The sequence below is a fragment of the Streptomyces noursei genome (assembly GCF_016917755.1).
Classification (GTDB): domain Bacteria; phylum Actinomycetota; class Actinomycetes; order Streptomycetales; family Streptomycetaceae; genus Streptomyces; species Streptomyces yunnanensis.
In genome coordinates, this window is the sequence record NZ_CP070326.1 from 1264300 (window position 1) to 1281463 (window position 17164).

Consider the following 17164-nt stretch of genomic DNA (forward strand, 5'->3'; position numbering starts at 1 on the left):
ATGAAGGTCGTCCTGTTCTGCGGCGGCTACGGGATGCGGATGCGCAGCGGCGCCGGCGTCGACGATGAAGCGCCCAAGCCGATGGCGATGGTCGGCCCCAGGCCGCTGATCTGGCACGTCATGCGCTACTACGCGCACTTCGGGCACCGGGAGTTCATCCTGTGCCTGGGCTACGGGGCGCACCACATCAAGGACTTCTTCCTCAACTACGAGGAGACCACGTCCAACGACTTCGTGCTCCGGGGCGGGCGGACCGAGCTGCTGTCCACCGACATCGCCGACTGGACCATCACGTTCGCGCAGACCGGCGTCGAGTCGCCGATCGGTGAGCGGCTGCGCCGGGTGCGGCACCACCTGGACGGCGACGAGATGTTCCTCGCCAACTACGCCGACGTGCTCACCGACGCCCCGCTGCCGGAGATGATCGACTCCTTCGCCCGGCGCGACGCCGGCGCTTCGATGATGGTGGTGCCGCCGCAGTCCTCGTTCCACTGCGTGGACCTGGGCGAGGACGGCCTGGTGGGGGGCATCACCGCGGTCAGCGAACTGCCGCTGTGGGAGAACGGCGGCTATTTCGTGCTCCGCCAGGAGGTCTTCGACCACATACCGGAGAACGGGGACCTGGTCGCTGACGGATGCGCCCAACTCGCCAAGCGCGGAAGGTTGGTGGCGCACCAGCACCGCGGCTTCTGGAAGCCCACCGACACCGTGAAGGAGCGGGCCGCGCTCGACGCCGCCTACGCCCGGGGCGACCGCCCGTGGGCCGTGTGGGAACGGGACGGCGCGGGGGCGGGCGCGACCGGCAGCAGGGACTGCGCCGGAGCGAGCGCATGATCCGGCTCGGGCCCGAGCGCCTGGACCGGATCGTCGCGGTGGGCGCGCACTGCGACGACATCGCCATCGGCGCCGGCGGCACGCTGCTGACGATGTGCCTGGCGCGGCCGGGTCTCCGCATCGACGCGCTGGTGCTCTCCGGCGGCGGCAGCGAGCGGGAGCAGGAGGAGCAGGCCGCGCTGGCGGCCTTCTGCCCGGGCGCCGAACTGCACCTGACCGTGCACAAGTTGCCGGACGGACGACTGCCCGTGCACTGGGACGAGGCCAAGGCCGCGGTCGAGGAGCTGCGCGCGGCGACCGAGCCGGACCTCGTCCTCGCCCCGCGCACCGATGACGCGCACCAGGACCACCGCGGCCTGGCGCAGCTGATTCCCACCGCGTTCCGCGACCACCTCGTGTTCGGCTACGAGATCGTCAAGTGGGACGGCGACCTCGGCCGCCCGGCGGCGTACCAGCCGCTGTCACCCGAGGTCGCCGAACGGAAGGTACGGCTGCTGCAGGAGCACTACCCCTCGCAGCGGCACCGGCCCTGGTACGACCGGGAGGCGTTCCTCGGCCTCGCCCGGATCCGCGGAATCGAATGCCACGCGCGCTACGCCGAGGCGTTCGCCGTCACCAAACTCACTCTCGACCTGGGGGATTGAACCTTGCGCGTACTGCTCACCGGACACCAGGGCTATCTGGGCACCGTGATGGCCCCGGTCCTCACGGCCGCCGGACACGAGGTCGTCGGCCTCGACGCCGGCCTGTTCGCCGACTGCGTCCTCGGCCCGACACCTGCGGACCCGTCCGGGCATCAGGTGGACCTGCGCGACGTCACGGCCGAACACGTGGCCGGGGTGGACGCCGTGATCCACCTGGCCGCGCTGTCCAACGACCCGTTGGGATCGCTGGCGCCGGAGCTCACCTACGACATCAACCACCGCGCGTCCGTACACCTCGCCCAACTGGCCCGCGACGCCGGAGTACGACGCTTCCTGTATGCGTCGACCTGCTCGGTCTACGGCGCCGCCGGCGGTGACGACCTGGTGGCCGAGGACGCCCCGCTGCGCCCGGTGACACCGTACGCGGAGTCCAAGGTGCGGGTGGAGGACGACCTGCACGCGCTGGCCGACGGCGACTTCACCCCGGTGTACATGCGCAACGCCACCGCCTTCGGCTACTCCCCCCGGCTGCGCGCCGACATCGTGCTGAACAACCTGGTGGGCCACGCGCTGCTGTCCGGCGAGGTGTTGGTGCTCTCCGACGGCACCCCCTGGCGCCCGCTGGTGCACGCCGCCGACATCGCACGGGCCTTCGCGGCCGCACTGACCGCGCCGCGGGAAGCGGTGCACGACCGGGCGTTCAACATCGGCAGCGAGACCAACAACGTCACGGTCGCCGAGATCGCCGAGCAGGTCGCCGAGGCGGTCGCCGGCGCGAAGGTCAGGATCACCGGGGAGAACGGCGCCGATCCGCGCTCGTACCGGGTGGACTTCTCCCGGTTCCGTACGGCGATCCCCGGCTTCGACTGCGCGTGGACGGTGGAGCGGGGCGCGCGTGAACTCGCCGACGCCTACCGGAAGTTCGCCCTGACCCGGGAGGACTTCGAGCAGCGCTTCACCCGCCTGGCCGTGCTGCGCGCGGCGTCCGACGCCGGCGCCGTCGACGACACCCTGCGGCGGCGCCGATGACCGCGGTCGGCGAAGAGATGCACGCACTGGTGAAGCGGCTGTACCCGCTGTGCCGGAGCATCACCGGCGACGGTGTGCGCACCACCCTGGACATCGTCGGCGAGTACCTCCCGCTACAGGTGCACGAGGTGCCGACCGGGACCCAGGTGCTCGACTGGACGGTGCCGCAGGAGTGGAACATCCGGGACGCGTACGTCGCCGACGCCACGGGCAGGCGGGTCGTCGACTTCGCCGAGTCCAGCCTGCACGTGCTCGGTTACAGCGTGCCGGTGGCGGCGACCATGCCGCTGGCCGAGCTGCGCGAACACCTGCACACCCTGCCGGACCACCCCACCTGGGTGCCGTACCGCACCAGCTACTACAAGCCGGAATGGGGGTTCTGCCTGGCCCAGGAGACCCTCGACGCACTACCGGAAGGCGACTACGAGGTCCACATCGACTCCACCCTCGCCGACGGCCACCTCACCTACGCCGAGCACGTGGTCCCCGGTCAGGTCCCCGACGAGGTGATCGTCTCCTGCCACACCTGCCATCCGTCGCTGGCCAACGACAACCTGGCCGGCATCGCGGTGGCGACGTTCCTGGCCCGCGCGCTGGCCCAGGAAACGCCGTACTACACCTACCGGTTCATCTACGCGCCCGGCACCATCGGCGCGATCACCTGGCTGGCCCGCAACGCGGAGCGGATCAACGGGGTCAAGCACGGCCTGGTACTGGCCTGCACCGGCGACCGGGGCCAGCTCACGTACAAGCAGAGCAGACGCGGCGACGCGGAGATCGACCGGGTGCTGCGGCACGTGCTGGCCGCCTCCGAACGCCCGCACCACATCGCCGAGTTCACCCCGTACGGCTACGACGAGCGGCAGTACTGCTCACCCGGGTTCGACCTCGGCGTGGGCTCGCTCAGCCGGACCCCGTACGCCGGCTACCCCGAGTACCACACCTCGGCGGACAACCCGGACTTCGTCTCCCCGGAGGCGATGGCGGACACCCTCGCCGTCTGCCGCGAGGCGTTCGCGGTGCTCGACCGCAACCGGCGCTATCTCAACCTCAGCCCCTACGGCGAACCGCAGTTGGGCCGCCGCGGGCTGTACGACGCGCTCGGCGGGCGCAGCGACACCAAGCAGGCCCAGCTGGCCATGCTCTGGGTGCTCAACCTCTCCGACGGCGAGCACAGTCTGCTGGACGTCGCCGAGCGGTCCGGGCTGCCGTTCGACACCGTCGCCGTCGCGGCCGGCGCCCTGGGCGCCGCCGGGCTGATCAAGGCATGACGCCGATGACCACCGGAGGGGAGCAGACGACGACACCGGCGGCCCCGGCCGGACACGCCCGGCGGACCGCCAAGCGGGCCATGGTCGGCCGACTGTCCTGGGGACTGGCAGACCAGGCGGCCTCCAGCTTGTCCAACTTCGTGGTGGGGATCTACGTGGCCCGCTCGCTGGGGCTGACCGCGTTCGGCGTGTTCAGCCTGGCCTGGGTGACCTACGGCGTGGTGCTCAGCGTCTCCCGCGGGCTGGCCACCGATCCGCTCGTGGTGCGCTTCAGCGGCGTGTCGGACACGTCCTGGCGCGGGGCGGTGGCCCGGTCGTCGGGCACCGCGCTCGGCGTCGGTGCCGCCATCGGCGCGGCGTGCCTGGCGGTCGGCCTGGTGCTCGGCGGTGACGTGGGCTCCGCGTTCGCCTGCCTCGGTGTCGTGCTGCCGGGGTTGCTGTTGCAGGATGCCTGGCGGTACGCGTTCTTCGCCGCCGGCACCGGGCGGAAGGCGTTCGTCAACGACCTGGTGTGGGGCGTCGCGCTCGTCCCGGCCATGGTGCTGGCGGCCCGTGTGGGCAGCGTGGCCGCCTTCGTGCTCGCCTGGGGCGCGTCCGCCGCGGTGGCCGCGGCCTACGGCTCTCTCCAGTCCGGTATCCGGCCCCGGTCGACCGGAGCGCGCGAGTGGCTGCGCGAGCACCGGGACCTCGGCTACCGGTACCTGGTGGAGAACGTCAGCACGAGCGGCGCGAGCCAGCTCCGGGCGTACGGGCTCGGCGCGATCGTCGGGGTCGGCGCGGTGGGTGCGGTCCGGGGTGCCGAGCTCCTGCTCGGCCCGTTCATGGCCGTGCTGATGGGTCTTTCGCTGGTCACCGTCGCGGAGGCGGCACGGGTGCTGCGGCGGACCCCGCACCGCCTCGGCACGTTCTGCCTCCTGCTGGGCGGCGGGCAGGCCGTCGCCGCACTGCTCTGGGGCGCGGCGCTGCTGCTGGTGCCGGACCGGGTCGGCGAGCTCGTGCTCGGCGGCGTCTGGAGCTCTGCCTCGGCGCTCATCGTGCCGGCCACGCTCGGCGTCGCGGGCGCCGGCCTCGGCACCGGCGCGGCGGCCGGGCTGCGCGCGCTCGCCGCGGCCCGGCGCAGCCTGCGCTGCCAGTTGTTCGCCTCCACCTGCTACGTCATCGGCGGGCTCGGCGGTGCGGCCGCGGCCGGCACGGTCGGCTCGGCCTGGGGCGTCGCCGCCGCGACCGTCTGCGGCTCGGCCGTGTGGTGGCTGCAGCTGCGGTCCGCCCTGCGCGAGCACCACCGGAACCCCATCCCCGAAGTGAGGACGTCATGACCGCCCATCCCCGGTTGAGCATCGGCCTGCCCGTGTACAACGGCGAGGAGTACCTCGCCGAATCGCTCGACGCCCTGCTCGGCCAGACCTACGAGGACTTCGAGCTGGTCATCACCGACAACGCCTCGACGGACGGGACCCAGGACATCTGCTGCAAGTACGCCGCGCAGGACGCGCGCATCCGCTACCTCCGACTGCCCCGGAACGTCGGCGCCGCACCGAACCACAACTACGTGTTCACCCAGTGCCGCGGCGAGCTCTTCAAGTGGGCCTCGCACGACGACCTGTACGCCCGGGACCTGCTGCGGCGCTGCGTGGAGGCGCTGGACGAGCGGCCGGACGTGGTCCTCGCGCACTCCGGCCAGGCGGTCATCGACGGCGACGGCCAACTGAAGGTCCCGTACGAGTACGGGCTCGCCACCGACTCGCCGAGCGCGCCGGAGCGCTTCCGCAGTTTCCTCTTCGAGCCCGGTGGCGACGACTTCTACGGCGTGATGCGTGCCGACATGCTGCGCCGGGTGAAACCGCACGACAGCTACCACCACGCGGACCGCACGTTCGTCGCCGAGATCGTCCTGCACGGACCCTTCCACCAGGTGCCGGAACTGCTGTACTTCCGCCGCGACCACCCCACCCGCGCCGAGCGGGCGAACCCCTCCAAGCGCTCCCGGTGCGTCAACCTGGATCCGCGCCGGGCGGGCCCGCTGCACCCGACGCCCCGGTTGCTCGCCGAGTACGTCCAGGGCTTCGTCTCGGCGATCCGGCGGGCGCCGTTGTCCGCGGCCGACCGGCGCGCGTGCTTCCGGCACCTGGCCGCATGGATGACCAGCCGGGTCCGGCCGGGCGCCGGCGAGCGGGTCGAGGACCGCGCCCCGGTCGCAGCGGCCGAGCTCACCGTCCGCGTCGACGACGTGGTGGCCGGCCGTGAGGGACGGCAGGCATGACATCCACGGGCGAAACTCCCCTGCGCGTCGGGGTGTTCGGCCTGCTCGGCTCCGGCAACCTCGGCAACGACGGATCCCTGGAGGCCGTGCTGGGGTACCTCCGCGCCGCGCACCCGACGGCGGTCGTGGACGCACTGTGCGGCGGACCCGAGGTCGTCGCGTCCCGGTACCGGATCCCCGCGACGCGGCTGCACTGGTACCGCGGGGAGTACCGGACCGCGTCCAGGGTGGGTGCGATCGCGGCCAAGGGCCTGGGCAAACTCGTCGACGTCGTGCGCACCGCCGCCTGGGTGCGCCGGCACGACGTGGTGATCGTGCCGGGCATGGGCATCCTGGAGGCGACGCTGCCGCTGCGGCCGTGGGGCTTCCCGTACGCGCTGTTCCTGCTCTGCGCGTCCGGCCGGCTGTTCGGCACCCGGGTCGCGCTGGTCGGCGTCGGCGCCGCACCGATCGGCGACCGGGCGACCCGGGCGCTGGTGCGCTGGTCGGCGCGGCTGGCCACGTACCGGTCGTACCGGGACGCTCAATCCCGCGCCGCGCTACGGGAGATGGGCGTGGACACCACGCGCGACGAGGTCTACCCGGACCTCGCGTTCGCCCTGCCCACACCGCGGGAATGGGGTATCCCCCGCTCGGAGCCTGTCGGAGAGCTTGCGGAAGCGCCCTCGAACACACCGGGCCCGATCTGCGTCGGCGTCATGGACTTCCACGGCGGCAACGACGACCGTGCCCGCGCCGAGGAGATCCACCGGCGCTACCTCGACGGGACAACGCGCTTCGTCCGCGCGCTGGTCGAGGACGGCCGGCCGGTCCGGCTGCTCACCGGCGACGCCTGCGACGCGCCGGTGGTCACCGCCATCCTCGACGCGGTGGACTCACCGCTGGTCACCGCTACCGAGGCGCGCTCGCTGGCCGACCTGATGAAGGAGACGGCGGCGGCCGACGCCGTGGTGGCGACCCGTTACCACAACCTGATCTGCGCGCTGAAGGTCGGCACGCCGACGCTGGCACTCAGCTACGCGGCGAAGAGCGACGCACTCATGGATCGGATGGGGCTCGGTGCGTACTGCCACTCGGCTCGCGAGGTCGACGCCGACCGGCTGCTCCAGCAGTTCCGGGCGCTGGAGCAGCGATCGGCGGAGCTGCGACGGACCCTCGCCGAGCGGAACCTGGTCGCCGCGCGGCAACTCGACCACCAGTTCACGGCCTTGACCAGGGCCGTTTTCCGGACGAACGACCACGCCCACGCCCATGCCCACGCCTTGCGGGAGGCTCCATGAACGCGCCCGGAATGAAAGCGACCGAAGTCCCGGCGATAGCCGGCGCGTACCTCTTCGAACCGACGCCGTACGCCGATGAACGCGGCTTCTTCTGCCGCACCTTCGACGCCGACGTGGTCCGCTCGGTGGGCCTCGACCCGGACTCCTTCGTCCAGGACAGCGTGTCCCGCTCGGTCCGGGGCGTGCTGCGCGGCCTGCACCTGCGCTCCGGCGCCGGCGAGGCCAAGCTGGTGCGCTGCTCGTACGGGAGGATCTTCGACGTCGTCGTGGACCTGCGGACGGACTCGCCGACCTACCGCAACCGGGCCTTCTTCGAGCTGTCCGGCGAGACGCAGCTGACCCTGTACATCCCGGCGGGGTGCGCGCACGGCTTCCAGGCGCTGACCGAGACCGCCGACACCTCGTACCGGATCGACCGCCCGCACGATCCGGCCGAGGACGTGACGATCGCCTTCGACGACCCGGAGCTCGCCATCCCCTGGCCGCTGCCGGTCACATCGATGTCCCAGCGGGACCTGGAGGCACCGCGCCTCGCCAAGGCCCTTCAGAACATGGAGAGTTGAGGTCGGCGTGGTCACCGAGAACACAGCAGAAACCGAAGAGCTCAGCCTGCCCCGCTCGCGACAGGCGAACGAGCGGCTGCACGCCCTGATCCCCGGGGGCGCGCACACCTACGCCAAGGGCGACGACCAGTACCCCGAGAACCTCGCCCCGGTCATCAGCCACGGCCGCGGTGCCCACGTGTGGGACATCGACGGCAACCGCTACATCGAGTACGGCTCCGGCCTGCGGTCGGTCAGTCTCGGTCACGCCCACCCCCGCGTGATCGAGGCGGTGCGGCGGGAACTCCACCGCGGCAGCAACTTCGTCCGGCCGTCCATCCTGGAGGTCGAGGCCGCGGAACGCTTCCTGGCCACGGTGCCCACCGCCGAGATGGTGAAGTTCACGAAGAACGGCTCCGACGCCACCACCGCCGCGGTGCGCCTCGCCCGCGCCGTCACCGGGCGCCCGCGGGTGGCCGTCTGCGGCGACCACCCGTTCTTCTCCGTCGACGACTGGTTCATCGGCACCACCCCGATGTCGGCCGGTATCCCGGCCGCGACCACCGAGCTCACGGTGTCCTTCCCTTACGGGGACCTGGCCGCCACGGAGGAGTTGCTGACCCGCCATCAGGGCGAGATCGCCTGCCTGATCCTCGAACCCGCCACCCACACCGAGCCGTTCCCAAGCTCTCAACTCCTCCCCCGGCCTTCGGCCGGGAGGTGCCCCCAGAGCAGTGCAGACCCCACTCCCGGGTACCTCGCCGGCCTGCGCGAACTGGCCGACCGGCACGGCTGCGTACTGATCTTCGATGAGATGATCACCGGCTTCCGCTGGTCCGAGGCGGGCGCCCAGGGCCTGTACGGCGTCGTCCCCGACCTCTCCACGTTCGGCAAGGCGCTGGGCAACGGGTTCGCCGTCTCCGCGCTGGCCGGGCGCCGCGACCTGATGGAGCAGGGCGGACTCCGTCACTCCGGCGACCGGGTGTTCCTGCTGTCCACCACACACGGCGCGGAAACGCACTCGCTGGCCGCCGCGATGGCCGTGCAGACCACGTACACCAAGGAGGGGATCACCGCGCGGCTGCACGCCCTCGGTGAGCGGTTGGCCGCGGGGGTCCGCGACGCCGCGGCGAGCATGGGCGTCGGCGACCACATCGTCGTCCGGGGCCGGGCCAGCAACCTGGTCTTCGCCACCCTCGACGAGAACCGCCGGCCGTCGCAGCAGTACCGCACCCTGTTCCTGCGCCGTCTCCTCGCGGGCGGAGTACTGGCCCCGTCGTTCGTGGTGAGCAGCGCGCTCGGCGACGCCGACATCGACCGCACCGTGGAGGTGGTGGCCCAGGCATGTGCGGTGTACCGCAAGGCACTTGACGCCGCCGATCCCACCCCCTGGCTGGCCGGGCGGCCGGTGAAGCCGGTCTTCCGCCGCTTGTCGTGACGAGCCGAGATATGACGTGATGTGACGTGTGTCAGCGGCGCCCCTGCCGATCGGCATCGGCCGCCCGGTCGACCCACCGGTCGGCCATCCGATCGGCCAGCCGGTCGACCAGCCACCCGGTCGCCGCTGTCACCGCCAACGCGGTGCACCAGCCGCCGAGGACGTCGGTCGGATAGTGCGCGCCCAGGACGACCTGCGCCCAGCCCATCGCGGCGCCGGCCACCAGCGCCGCGGCGAGCACGAGCAGGGTGCCGGCAGCCCTGCCGAGGCCGAGCCGGCCGGTCGCGAGCAGCGCCACCACGAGGGAGAGCGCGGTGAAGAAGGCGGTGTGCCCGCTCGGGTAGGACAGATTGTCACCGTGGATGGTGCGCCCCACCAGGTGCTTGAGCAGCGTCGTCGTCCCCACCGCCATGCCGACGCCGGCAACCGCGAACACCGCTGTGCGAGGACGCCGAAGCAGCAGGCAGCCCGTCACGGTGACCGCGACCAGCGTCGCCGACCCGGCGGGCTCCCCCAAGAAGTCCATGGCCAGAGCGACATACCGCCACGACGGCCGCACACCGCCCACCGCCGCCCGGATCCACACATCCACCCTGCCGGGCTTGCCGTCGCCGGCGTACAGGACCCCGAGCACGGCGACCACCAGCGCGGCGAGGGCCGCAATCAGCCCGAGCCACGAGCGCAGCGACGGAGGCAGCGCCGCGGGCGCCGACCGGCCGGTCACACGCCCGCCCCCGCGCCCGGTCCGACTGCGTCCACAGCCCCGCGGCCACCCGCTCCCGGCCTGTACGACACCGCAGGATCCGCCAGCCCGCGCAGTCCCGAACTCGCCATCCCGGCAGTCCCCCTGGCCAACACCGCACGATCAGCCTCCAGTTGCCACCCTAACCAACAATCCGGTTCACCGCCCCCCTGCGACCGCAGGCCCGCCCCGGGCGCGCGCACGGCCGGATCCTGGACGTGGGCGACATCGCCCAGAGCACAGGAATCACCCGCGGCGCCCTGGGCTGGACGATCGAGCGAACCTTCTACCACGCCTCGCAAGAGTCCCGCTGGCTGTCCAGCGCCGCTCTGACCACCTGAGGCGTCGGGCGTGGCAGCCGAGGTACGCGCCCTAGGTCGAAAGGACCGCACGAGCCCCTCCCCTGGCCCCAGCCGTCAGGACAGTCCCACCGTTTACGGTCACAGGGCGACAGATCACGCTATCGGGAAGCTAGAGGGACATGACTGGCATGCAGGACGGACACGGTTGGCACGGCGAGGAGCTGGATCTTGAGGCGTACCTGGAGCGCGTCGGCCATCAGGGCGAGCGCACCCCCACCCTTGCGGTGTTGCGTGCGCTCCAGCGGGCGCATGTGACCTCGGTGCCCTTCGAGAACTTCACCACCATGCTGGGCGCGCCCGTACCGTTGGACCTGAAGTCCGTACAGGACAAACTGGTTCATTCAAGGCGCGGCGGCTACTGCTTCGAGCATGCGGTGCTGTTCGCCGCCGCACTGGAGCGGCTGGGCTTCACCTTCCAGGGGCTGATGGGACGGGTGACACTGGGCGCGAGCAAGGTGCTGCCCGGCACCCACGCCCTCCTGGCCGTGCGGCCGGCGGACGACGACCGTTGGTGGCTGTGCGACGTGGGCTTCGGGCGCGGCCCGTTGGAGCCGATCGAGATCGCCGACAACAACGAGGTGGACTTCGGGGGCTGGCGGTTCCGGCTGGAGCGCCGCGCCGGCGCCTTCGGTGACGACTGGTGGCTGTACCAGCACGAGACGGACGGCTGGCTGGACCGTCACACCTTCACCCTCACCCCGCAGTACAGCATCGACTACGTGGTCGGCAGCCACTACGTCTCCACCCACCCCCGCTCCCCCTTCGTCAAGCGCCCGTTCGCCCAACGGTTCACCGCCACCGCCCACCACCGGCTGGACGCCGCCCTATGGACGATCACCACTCCGGACGGGGAGCAGACCGAGCGGAAGCTCGAAACCCACGAGCTGGGCGAGGTGCTCGAAGAACACTTCGGGATCTCGCTGCGCCCCGGCGAACTCGCCAGGCTGGCACAGCGGCTGGACGCTGCCTAGTGTGATGCGCCAGAAATTCAGTGGCTTAGTAAGTACCCTGTTGCTATGTCGCATCCGGGTCCTTCTGCTGTGGAGATCACGCTGTCCGAGGCCGAGCGCGCCGAGTTGGTGCGCCGGACGGAAATGCCGGACCGTCGCTCGGCCGAGAAGGCCCGCATCATCCTGGCGTGTGCTGATGGCATGTCAAACGCAGGTGTCGCACGGATCATTGGCGTCCAGGCCAGGACGGTCGGCAAGTGGCGTCGGGCTTTCGCCGCAGAGCGGATGGATGGGCTTGAGGACGCCGGCTGGATTGGCCGGCCGAAGGCCGACCTGGTCCTGGACGAGGCGGAGCGCAGGCAGCTGATGCAGTGGGCGCGCCGGGCCAAGACCGCCCAGTTCCTCGCGTTGCGAGCCAAGATCGTGCTGCGCTGCGCGGAGGGCGGGACAAACCAGCAGGCCGCGGCCGACCTCGGCATCGACAGGTCGACGGTGGACCGCTGGCGGGCACGGTTCATTGCGAAACGCCTCGACGGTCTGCATGACGAGCCCCGCTCGGGCCGGCCGCCCTCGGTCCTCCTCGACCAGGTCGAGGAGGTCATCGTGGCCACCTTGGAGTCCACGCCAGGCAAGGACACGCACTGGTCACGCGCATCAATGGCTAAGCGCACCGGTTTGTCCAAATCGACCATCGGGCGAATCTGGAAGCGGTTCGACCTCAAGCCTCATCTCCAGGACGCGTTCAAGCTCTCCACCGACCCGCAGTTCGTCGCCAAGGTCGTCGACGTCGTCGGCCTGTACCACAATCCGCCCGAGAAGGCGGTGGTGCTGTGTGTCGACGAGAAGGCCCAGATACAGGCGCTGGACCGCTCGCAGCCAGTGCTGCCGATGATGCCCGGCATGCCCGAGCGGCGCACCCATGACTACTACCGGCACGGCATTACCAGCCTGTTCGCCGCCTTCAACATCGCCGACGGTACTGTCATCGGCGAACTCCACCGCCGCCACCGCGCCATCGAGTTCAAGAAGTTCCTGATCACGATAGACAAGGCCGTGCCCGACGGCCTCGACGTCCATCTCGTCTGCGACAACTACGCCACCCACAACACCGCCGAGATCAGGACCTGGCTGAGCAAACACCCCCGATTCCACGTTCACTTCACCCCGACCGGATCTTCCTGGATGAACCAGGTCGAGCGGTGGTTCGGCCTGCTGACCGACAAGCTCATCCGCCGCGGCGTCCACACCTCCGTCAAGGCCCTGGAGAGCGATATCAAGGCGTGGGTCGCGCAGTGGAACGAAGACCCCAAACCCTTCACCTGGACCAAGACCGCCGACGAGATCCTCAACTCCCTCGCCGACTACCTCACCAAGGTTGGCACCAGCAGCCAGAAAACAGAGAAGAACTAACCCACCAGATTTCTGGCGCATCACACTAGTTCCCCGTCAGACATCATTGACTGGGTTGGTCCCTGTTCGGTGGCGGCAGTGCGTGCCGGCGGTGTCCTGCCTGCTCACGGACGCGAGGCCGTGGCGACGACCCGGTTCGCTGCGGTCTTCTGCAGGAGTCCGTAGGCGAGGACGGGCAGGAGCAGGTGTGGCTTGTCGGGCAACGTGGTGGTGAGCAGGACGGCGCTTGCGCTGCTGTTGTTCATTCCGCAGGCGAGCGTCAGCGACGAGGCGGCCGGGGCGTCCAGGCGCAGGAGACGGGCGGCGGCTCGGCCGAGCGCGAAGGAGAGCACACACACGAGCGCCGCCACGAGCAGTGCCGCGCCGAAGAGCAGGGGGCGCGGGGACGCGAGGAAGGAGCCCAGGGCACCGCTGGCGTTGACGTACGTCAGGACGAGCGAGGCGACCAGGGACACGGGCACCATCCCGGCCAGTGCGCGACTGTGCCAGGTGCTCGGCAGCGCGAGTCGGCACAGGATGCCTGCCGCACAGGGAAGGACGACGCCGACGAGGGCGAAGCTGCCGTGGGCGGTGCCGGCGGTCGTACCGAGCGTCTTGGCGTAGTCGTCGCTGAGGAGGGGCGTGAGGGCACCGATGACCAGCGGAATGGTGAGTGGGCTCAGGAGCGTGGAGGCCAGCACGAGCCCGACCATGGTGGGCTGGTCGCCGTCGCTCTTGCCGGTCCAGACGGTGGCTCCGGCGGCGACGGGCATCGCCACGATCAGGATCGTCGCGGTGACCAGGCCGCTGCCGCCGTCCGTGTCGGGAGACTGGCTCAGTGCGAACGCGACGGCGGGGATGACCAGGAGCGGGATCACCAGGTGCAGGGCCAGTCCGGCAACCAGGGCGGTCGGCCTGCGTACCAGGCGGCCCAGTTCGCGGACGGATACCTGGAGACCGGCGCAGAAGAGCACCAGGGCCAGCAGCAGCGGGGCCGTGCTCACCGGGAGGCCGGACGGGGTGCCGAGCGGCACGGTGTGGTGCCGGCGCAGCCACAGTCCGGGGCCGGGCAGGAAGAGGGCGGCGGCGTAGGACACCACGACGGCGCGCCCGAGCCGCCGGCGCAGCCAGGCCGTCGCCCGATCAGTGGGTGAGCAGGAGGGGGACGGATGGGGCAAGGGGGCCTTCTTCCACGGCGGCGGAGGGGACGGGGGCGAGTGCCGGTATGCGAAGGCGGTGGAGGCGAGTGGTCATGGCATCCATGGTGCTCGGGCGAGGGCGGTCGGGGCGGCCCACGCCGCACGGCAGTCAGGATGCGTTCAGGTGCTCGGTGGCACGGTCGAGCCTCATGACATCCGAGACATCACAGCCCCCTGCGCCTCCAGTGGCCGGCAGCGCTGCCGCGCCCTCCGGTCGCCGACCGGGCTGGAACAAGGTGCCCGAAGTCACCCTCTACTTCTGGATCATCAAGGTGCTGTGCACGACGGTCGGGGAGACCGCGGCCGACCTGCTCAACGCGAAGGTCGGTCTCGGCCTGACCGGTGTGTCGGCGCTGATGAGCGCGTTGCTGGCCATCGTCCTGGTCATACAGTTCCGCACCGGCTCGTACCGGGCGGGCATCTACTGGCCGGCCGTCGCCTTGATCAGCGTCGTCGGCACGCTGATCAGCGACAACCTCACGGACAATGTGGGTGTCCCTCTGGAGGCCAGCACGGCCGTCTTCGCAATCGTCCTGGCGATCGTCTTCGTGGCCTGGTTCCGGCGTGAGCGGACGCTGTCCATCCACCACATCGACACCACCGGCCGCGAGTCCTTCTACTGGCTCGCCGTTCTGTTCACCTTCGCCCTGGGCACGGCGGCCGGGGACCTGGTCTCCGAGCGTCTGGCCCTCGGATACCCGCTCTCCGCGGTCCTGTTCGGCCTGGCGATCGCCACGGTCACCGTTGCCCACTTCGCCCTCGGGCTGGACGCGGTGTGGAGCTTCTGGATCGCCTACATCCTCACCCGCCCGCTCGGTGCGTCCCTCGGCGACTACCTCTCCCAGCCGACCGGCGACGGCGGGCTGGGCCTGGGCGCTGTCGTCACCAGCGCACTGTTCCTCGCCGTCGTCCTCGGTCTGGTCGGGTACCTGGCAGTGACCCGCAGGGATGTGACGCAACCTCAGCAGAGCGCGCGGGACGCGGGCTGATCCGGGCAGACCACACCCGCTGAGCCGGCGCTGGTCACCCGGCGGGCAGGTCGGCCAGGAAGCGTGCCCCGCGGGTGTAGGTGGGATCGTGGGACACCTCACCGCCGGCGGCGCGGGCCAACCGGCGGGCGAGCGGCAGCCCGAGACCCGCGCCGTCGTGTCCGTCGTCGTCATCGGCCCGGCGACCGGGCTGGAAGAGGTCGTCGACGAATGCCCGGGGTACGCCGGGACCGTCGTCGGCGACATCGATACGCACACCGCCGGGCGACTGCCGCACGGACACCGTCACCCTCGAACGGGCGTAGCGGACCGCGTTGGCCAGCAGCGGGCTGACGATGCGTGCGAGGAGAGCGGGGGCCAGACCCGCCGTCAGCTCCGGATCCGACACCTCGATGACGGCCTTCACCCGATCCCGTCCGTCGAGGTCGTGGACGAGCCGGTGCAGGACGGGGACGACGGCCGTCGCGCCGGGGGCGGTGGCGGCGTTCTGCGCGCTTTCACGGGCGTCGTTCAACAGGGTGTCGCAGATGGTGCGCATGGACTGGGCGGCCTCGGCGATCACCTCGTGGGTGGCGCGGGTCTCGGCGGCGGAGCGCGGGCGGGTCCGCCACCAGTCGAGTTCGACGATGATCCGGGTGAGTGGGGTGCGCAGTTCGTGGGACAGCTCGCCGGTCAGCTGCTGCTCGTGGCGCAGGACGGCGCGTATGCGGTCCAGCAGCGCATCCAATGAGGCGCCCAGGCGGGCCAGTTCGGCCGGCTGGCCCTCAGCGCCGAAGCGTTCGTCGGAGCCGACGGCGCTCCACTGGGTGGCCTGGTCGGTCATGGTGCGCACGGGGCGCAGCGCCCGCCCGACGGCCAGGCGGGTCAGCGCATAGGTGCACACGAGCATGACCGCGTCCAGGACCAGGGAGCCCAGCAGCAGGGTGTCCGCCGAGTTGCGGTACGGGGCGAGGTCCAGGGCGGTGACGACCGTGGCGGCGCTGTGATGGCCGGACACGGGACGGGAGCACAGGCGGACGTGGCGAGGGCTGTCGGCCTCGACCGTCGTGCAGCGCTCGTCTCCTCGCGCGGCGAGCCGGCCGGCGGCCCGGGTCAGCGTGCCGTCGGCGGTGGCCGTCGGCGGTTTCTCCAGCAGCTGCGACCCGGTGTAGATCCATACATTGGCGTCCAGGAGGCGGTCGTTGGCGGTCTCCACGACCCGCGCCCCGGGGCCGCTGGTGTCGACGGTCGTGGCGACGGCGGCCGCGCGGCTGCCCAGCTCGCTGTCCGCCTGGTGCTGCAGGTGCCGGTCCATCACCGTGTTGAACACCACGGTCAGCATGGTCATCAGGAGCGCGGCGGTGGTCAGCGCGACGAGCGAGAGCCGGCCGCGCAACGTACGGGGAGCCGGGCGACGCAGGGGTCGGATCACGACAGCCGGTTTCCGATGCCGCGGACCGTTCGCAGACTCAGGTTGCTGCCCGCCCCGCGCAGCTTGCGGCGCAGCCGGCTCAGGTACTGGTCCAGTGTGTTGTCGCTGACCTGGGCTCCGTCCGGCCAGGCGGCCCTGACCAGGTCGCGGCGGCGCACGATGGCGCCGCCCGCGGCCACCAGGGTGGCCAGCAGCCGGAATTCCGTCGGGGACAGCTCGACATGGGCATCGCCGACGCCGGCGGTGTGCCGGGTCGCGTCCAGAACCAGGTCACCGACCGTGGCGACGGCCGGCGGCGCGGCGCGTTTGAGTGTGGCCCGCAACCGGGCGACGAGTTCGGCGAGATGGAACGGCTTGGGCAGGTAGTCGTCGCCGCCGGCGGAGAACCCGGACAGCCGATCGGTGAGGTGGTGGCGGGCGGTCAGAAAGAGGATCGGGGCGATGAACCCGTTGGCGCGCATCGCCTGGCACACGTCCCGGCCGTCCGCGTCGGGCAGTCCGACGTCCAGGACGACCGCGCCGATGTCGTCGGCGACCAGCCGTAGGGCGGTGGCCCCGTCGGCGGCGAGCACCGGCGCGAAGCCCTCGTCGGCGAGGCCACGGCGGAGCACGTCACGCAGGGCGTGATCGTCCTCAACGACCAGGATCTTGTGGCCCATGGTCCTCCATCGGGTCGTCGGCCGCCTGGGCCGTGCCGGACAGGACAGGCACCCGGCCCGGACGCCGAGACCGGTGCCGCCGACCGGACACGTCACGCGTTCCACCAGTCAACTACAGCCTTGTAGACACTGCACGGAACTGTAGACGACCGCACGGGCACGCCG

17 protein-coding genes are annotated in these 17164 nt (G+C 71.2%); 13 read left to right on the forward strand and 4 right to left on the reverse strand.

Annotated elements, in window-relative coordinates; translation table 11 throughout:
- The 9 genes from JNO44_RS05545 to JNO44_RS05585 are packed head-to-tail and all read left to right on the forward strand — an operon-like array spanning position 1 to position 9298.
- Positions 1-834 carry a glycosyltransferase family protein gene (locus JNO44_RS05545; RefSeq protein WP_205361912.1) on the forward strand — a complete coding sequence of 278 codons (834 nt, stop codon included), beginning with the start codon at positions 1-3 and terminating at the stop codon, positions 832-834.
- Positions 831-1478: a PIG-L deacetylase family protein gene (locus JNO44_RS05550; RefSeq protein ID WP_205361915.1), complete on the forward strand. Its 648-nt coding sequence runs from the start codon at positions 831-833 to the stop codon at positions 1476-1478. The genes JNO44_RS05545 and JNO44_RS05550 overlap by 4 nt, the downstream gene beginning before the upstream one ends.
- A gap of 3 nt (positions 1479-1481) precedes the next feature.
- Positions 1482-2507 carry an NAD-dependent epimerase/dehydratase family protein gene (locus JNO44_RS05555; protein WP_205361916.1) on the forward strand — a complete coding sequence of 342 codons (1026 nt, stop codon included), beginning with the start codon at positions 1482-1484 and terminating at the stop codon, positions 2505-2507.
- Positions 2504-3778: a DUF4910 domain-containing protein gene (locus JNO44_RS05560; RefSeq protein WP_205361918.1), complete on the forward strand. Its 1275-nt coding sequence runs from the start codon at positions 2504-2506 to the stop codon at positions 3776-3778. The genes JNO44_RS05555 and JNO44_RS05560 overlap by 4 nt, the downstream gene beginning before the upstream one ends.
- A gap of 5 nt (positions 3779-3783) precedes the next feature.
- Positions 3784-5094 (forward strand): MATE family efflux transporter, encoded by a 1311-nt coding sequence (locus JNO44_RS05565; RefSeq protein WP_205369405.1) that lies wholly within the window; start codon positions 3784-3786, stop codon positions 5092-5094.
- Entirely contained in the window at positions 5091-6038 is a 948-nt protein-coding gene (locus tag JNO44_RS05570) for a glycosyltransferase family 2 protein (RefSeq protein ID WP_205361920.1), read from the forward strand. Before JNO44_RS05565 ends, JNO44_RS05570 begins: the two co-directional genes overlap by 4 nt.
- Entirely contained in the window at positions 6035-7318 is a 1284-nt protein-coding gene (locus JNO44_RS05575; protein ID WP_205361922.1) for a polysaccharide pyruvyl transferase family protein, read from the forward strand. The genes JNO44_RS05570 and JNO44_RS05575 overlap by 4 nt, the downstream gene beginning before the upstream one ends.
- 11 nt (positions 7319-7329) lie before the next feature.
- Positions 7330-7881, forward strand: a complete 552-nt coding sequence (locus JNO44_RS05580) for a dTDP-4-dehydrorhamnose 3,5-epimerase family protein (protein WP_205369406.1) — start codon at positions 7330-7332, stop codon at positions 7879-7881.
- A gap of 7 nt (positions 7882-7888) precedes the next feature.
- Entirely contained in the window at positions 7889-9298 is a 1410-nt protein-coding gene (locus JNO44_RS05585) for a glutamate-1-semialdehyde 2,1-aminomutase (RefSeq protein ID WP_205361923.1), read from the forward strand.
- A gap of 31 nt (positions 9299-9329) precedes the next feature.
- Here the strand turns inward: JNO44_RS05585 and JNO44_RS05590 are convergent, their stop codons facing one another.
- Positions 9330-10022 carry a phosphatase PAP2 family protein gene (locus JNO44_RS05590; protein ID WP_205361925.1) on the reverse strand — a complete coding sequence of 231 codons (693 nt, stop codon included), beginning with the start codon at positions 10020-10022 and terminating at the stop codon, positions 9330-9332.
- A gap of 236 nt (positions 10023-10258) precedes the next feature.
- Between JNO44_RS05590 and JNO44_RS44355 the strand changes: the two genes are divergently transcribed.
- The 3 genes from JNO44_RS44355 (at position 10259) to JNO44_RS05600 (ending at position 12762) form a co-directional block, all read left to right on the forward strand.
- Positions 10259-10381 carry a hypothetical protein gene (locus tag JNO44_RS44355; protein ID WP_275695738.1) on the forward strand — a complete coding sequence of 41 codons (123 nt, stop codon included), beginning with the start codon at positions 10259-10261 and terminating at the stop codon, positions 10379-10381.
- Positions 10382-10521: 140 nt separating this feature from the next.
- The gene (locus JNO44_RS05595) at positions 10522-11373 is read left to right on the forward strand and encodes an arylamine N-acetyltransferase family protein (RefSeq protein ID WP_240167438.1); all 852 of its coding nucleotides are present in this window, start codon (positions 10522-10524) and stop codon (positions 11371-11373) included.
- Positions 11374-11418: 45 nt separating this feature from the next.
- Positions 11419-12762: an IS630 family transposase gene (locus JNO44_RS05600; protein WP_240167428.1), complete on the forward strand. Its 1344-nt coding sequence runs from the start codon at positions 11419-11421 to the stop codon at positions 12760-12762.
- 104 nt (positions 12763-12866) lie between these two features.
- Here JNO44_RS05600 and JNO44_RS05605 read toward each other — a convergent pair whose 3' ends face one another.
- The gene (locus JNO44_RS05605) at positions 12867-13919 is read right to left on the reverse strand and encodes a bile acid:sodium symporter family protein (protein ID WP_205361927.1); all 1053 of its coding nucleotides are present in this window, start codon (positions 13917-13919) and stop codon (positions 12867-12869) included.
- A gap of 170 nt (positions 13920-14089) precedes the next feature.
- Here JNO44_RS05605 and JNO44_RS05610 point away from each other — a divergent pair, with 170 nt between their 5' ends.
- On the forward strand, positions 14090-14929 hold the full coding sequence (locus JNO44_RS05610) for a COG4705 family protein (RefSeq protein ID WP_205361929.1): 840 nt from the start codon (positions 14090-14092) through the stop codon (positions 14927-14929).
- A 34-nt stretch (positions 14930-14963) separates the two neighbouring features.
- On the opposite strand, the gene JNO44_RS05615 is transcribed toward JNO44_RS05610, so the two are convergent.
- Both JNO44_RS05615 and JNO44_RS05620 read right to left on the reverse strand, forming a co-directional pair.
- A complete protein-coding gene (locus tag JNO44_RS05615; protein ID WP_240167439.1) occupies positions 14964-16340 on the reverse strand; it encodes a sensor histidine kinase in 1377 nt (458 codons plus the stop codon).
- A complete protein-coding gene (locus JNO44_RS05620) occupies positions 16337-16999 on the reverse strand; it encodes a response regulator transcription factor (RefSeq protein ID WP_205361931.1) in 663 nt (220 codons plus the stop codon). Before JNO44_RS05620 ends, JNO44_RS05615 begins: the two co-directional genes overlap by 4 nt.
- Positions 17000-17164: the final 165 nt, after the last annotated feature.

What these genes read in the sequence shown, in the direction of transcription:
- JNO44_RS05545 (WP_205361912.1), top strand. Translation starts at nt 1, where the DNA reads ATGAAGGTCGTCCTGTTCTGCGGCGGCTACGGGATGCGGATGCGCAGC.
- JNO44_RS05550 (WP_205361915.1), top strand. Translation starts at nt 831, where the DNA reads ATGATCCGGCTCGGGCCCGAGCGCCTGGACCGGATCGTCGCGGTGGGC.
- JNO44_RS05560 (WP_205361918.1), top strand. Translation starts at nt 2,504, where the DNA reads ATGACCGCGGTCGGCGAAGAGATGCACGCACTGGTGAAGCGGCTGTAC.
- JNO44_RS05565 (WP_205369405.1), top strand. Translation starts at nt 3,784, where the DNA reads ATGACCACCGGAGGGGAGCAGACGACGACACCGGCGGCCCCGGCCGGA.
- JNO44_RS05570 (WP_205361920.1), top strand. Translation starts at nt 5,091, where the DNA reads ATGACCGCCCATCCCCGGTTGAGCATCGGCCTGCCCGTGTACAACGGC.
- JNO44_RS05575 (WP_205361922.1), top strand. Translation starts at nt 6,035, where the DNA reads ATGACATCCACGGGCGAAACTCCCCTGCGCGTCGGGGTGTTCGGCCTG.
- JNO44_RS05580 (WP_205369406.1), top strand. Translation starts at nt 7,330, where the DNA reads ATGAAAGCGACCGAAGTCCCGGCGATAGCCGGCGCGTACCTCTTCGAA.
- JNO44_RS05595 (WP_240167438.1), top strand. Translation starts at nt 10,522, where the DNA reads ATGACTGGCATGCAGGACGGACACGGTTGGCACGGCGAGGAGCTGGAT.
- JNO44_RS05600 (WP_240167428.1), top strand. Translation starts at nt 11,419, where the DNA reads ATGTCGCATCCGGGTCCTTCTGCTGTGGAGATCACGCTGTCCGAGGCC.
- JNO44_RS05610 (WP_205361929.1), top strand. Translation starts at nt 14,090, where the DNA reads ATGACATCCGAGACATCACAGCCCCCTGCGCCTCCAGTGGCCGGCAGC.
- JNO44_RS05620 (WP_205361931.1), bottom strand. Translation starts at nt 16,999, where the DNA reads ATGGGCCACAAGATCCTGGTCGTTGAGGACGATCACGCCCTGCGTGAC.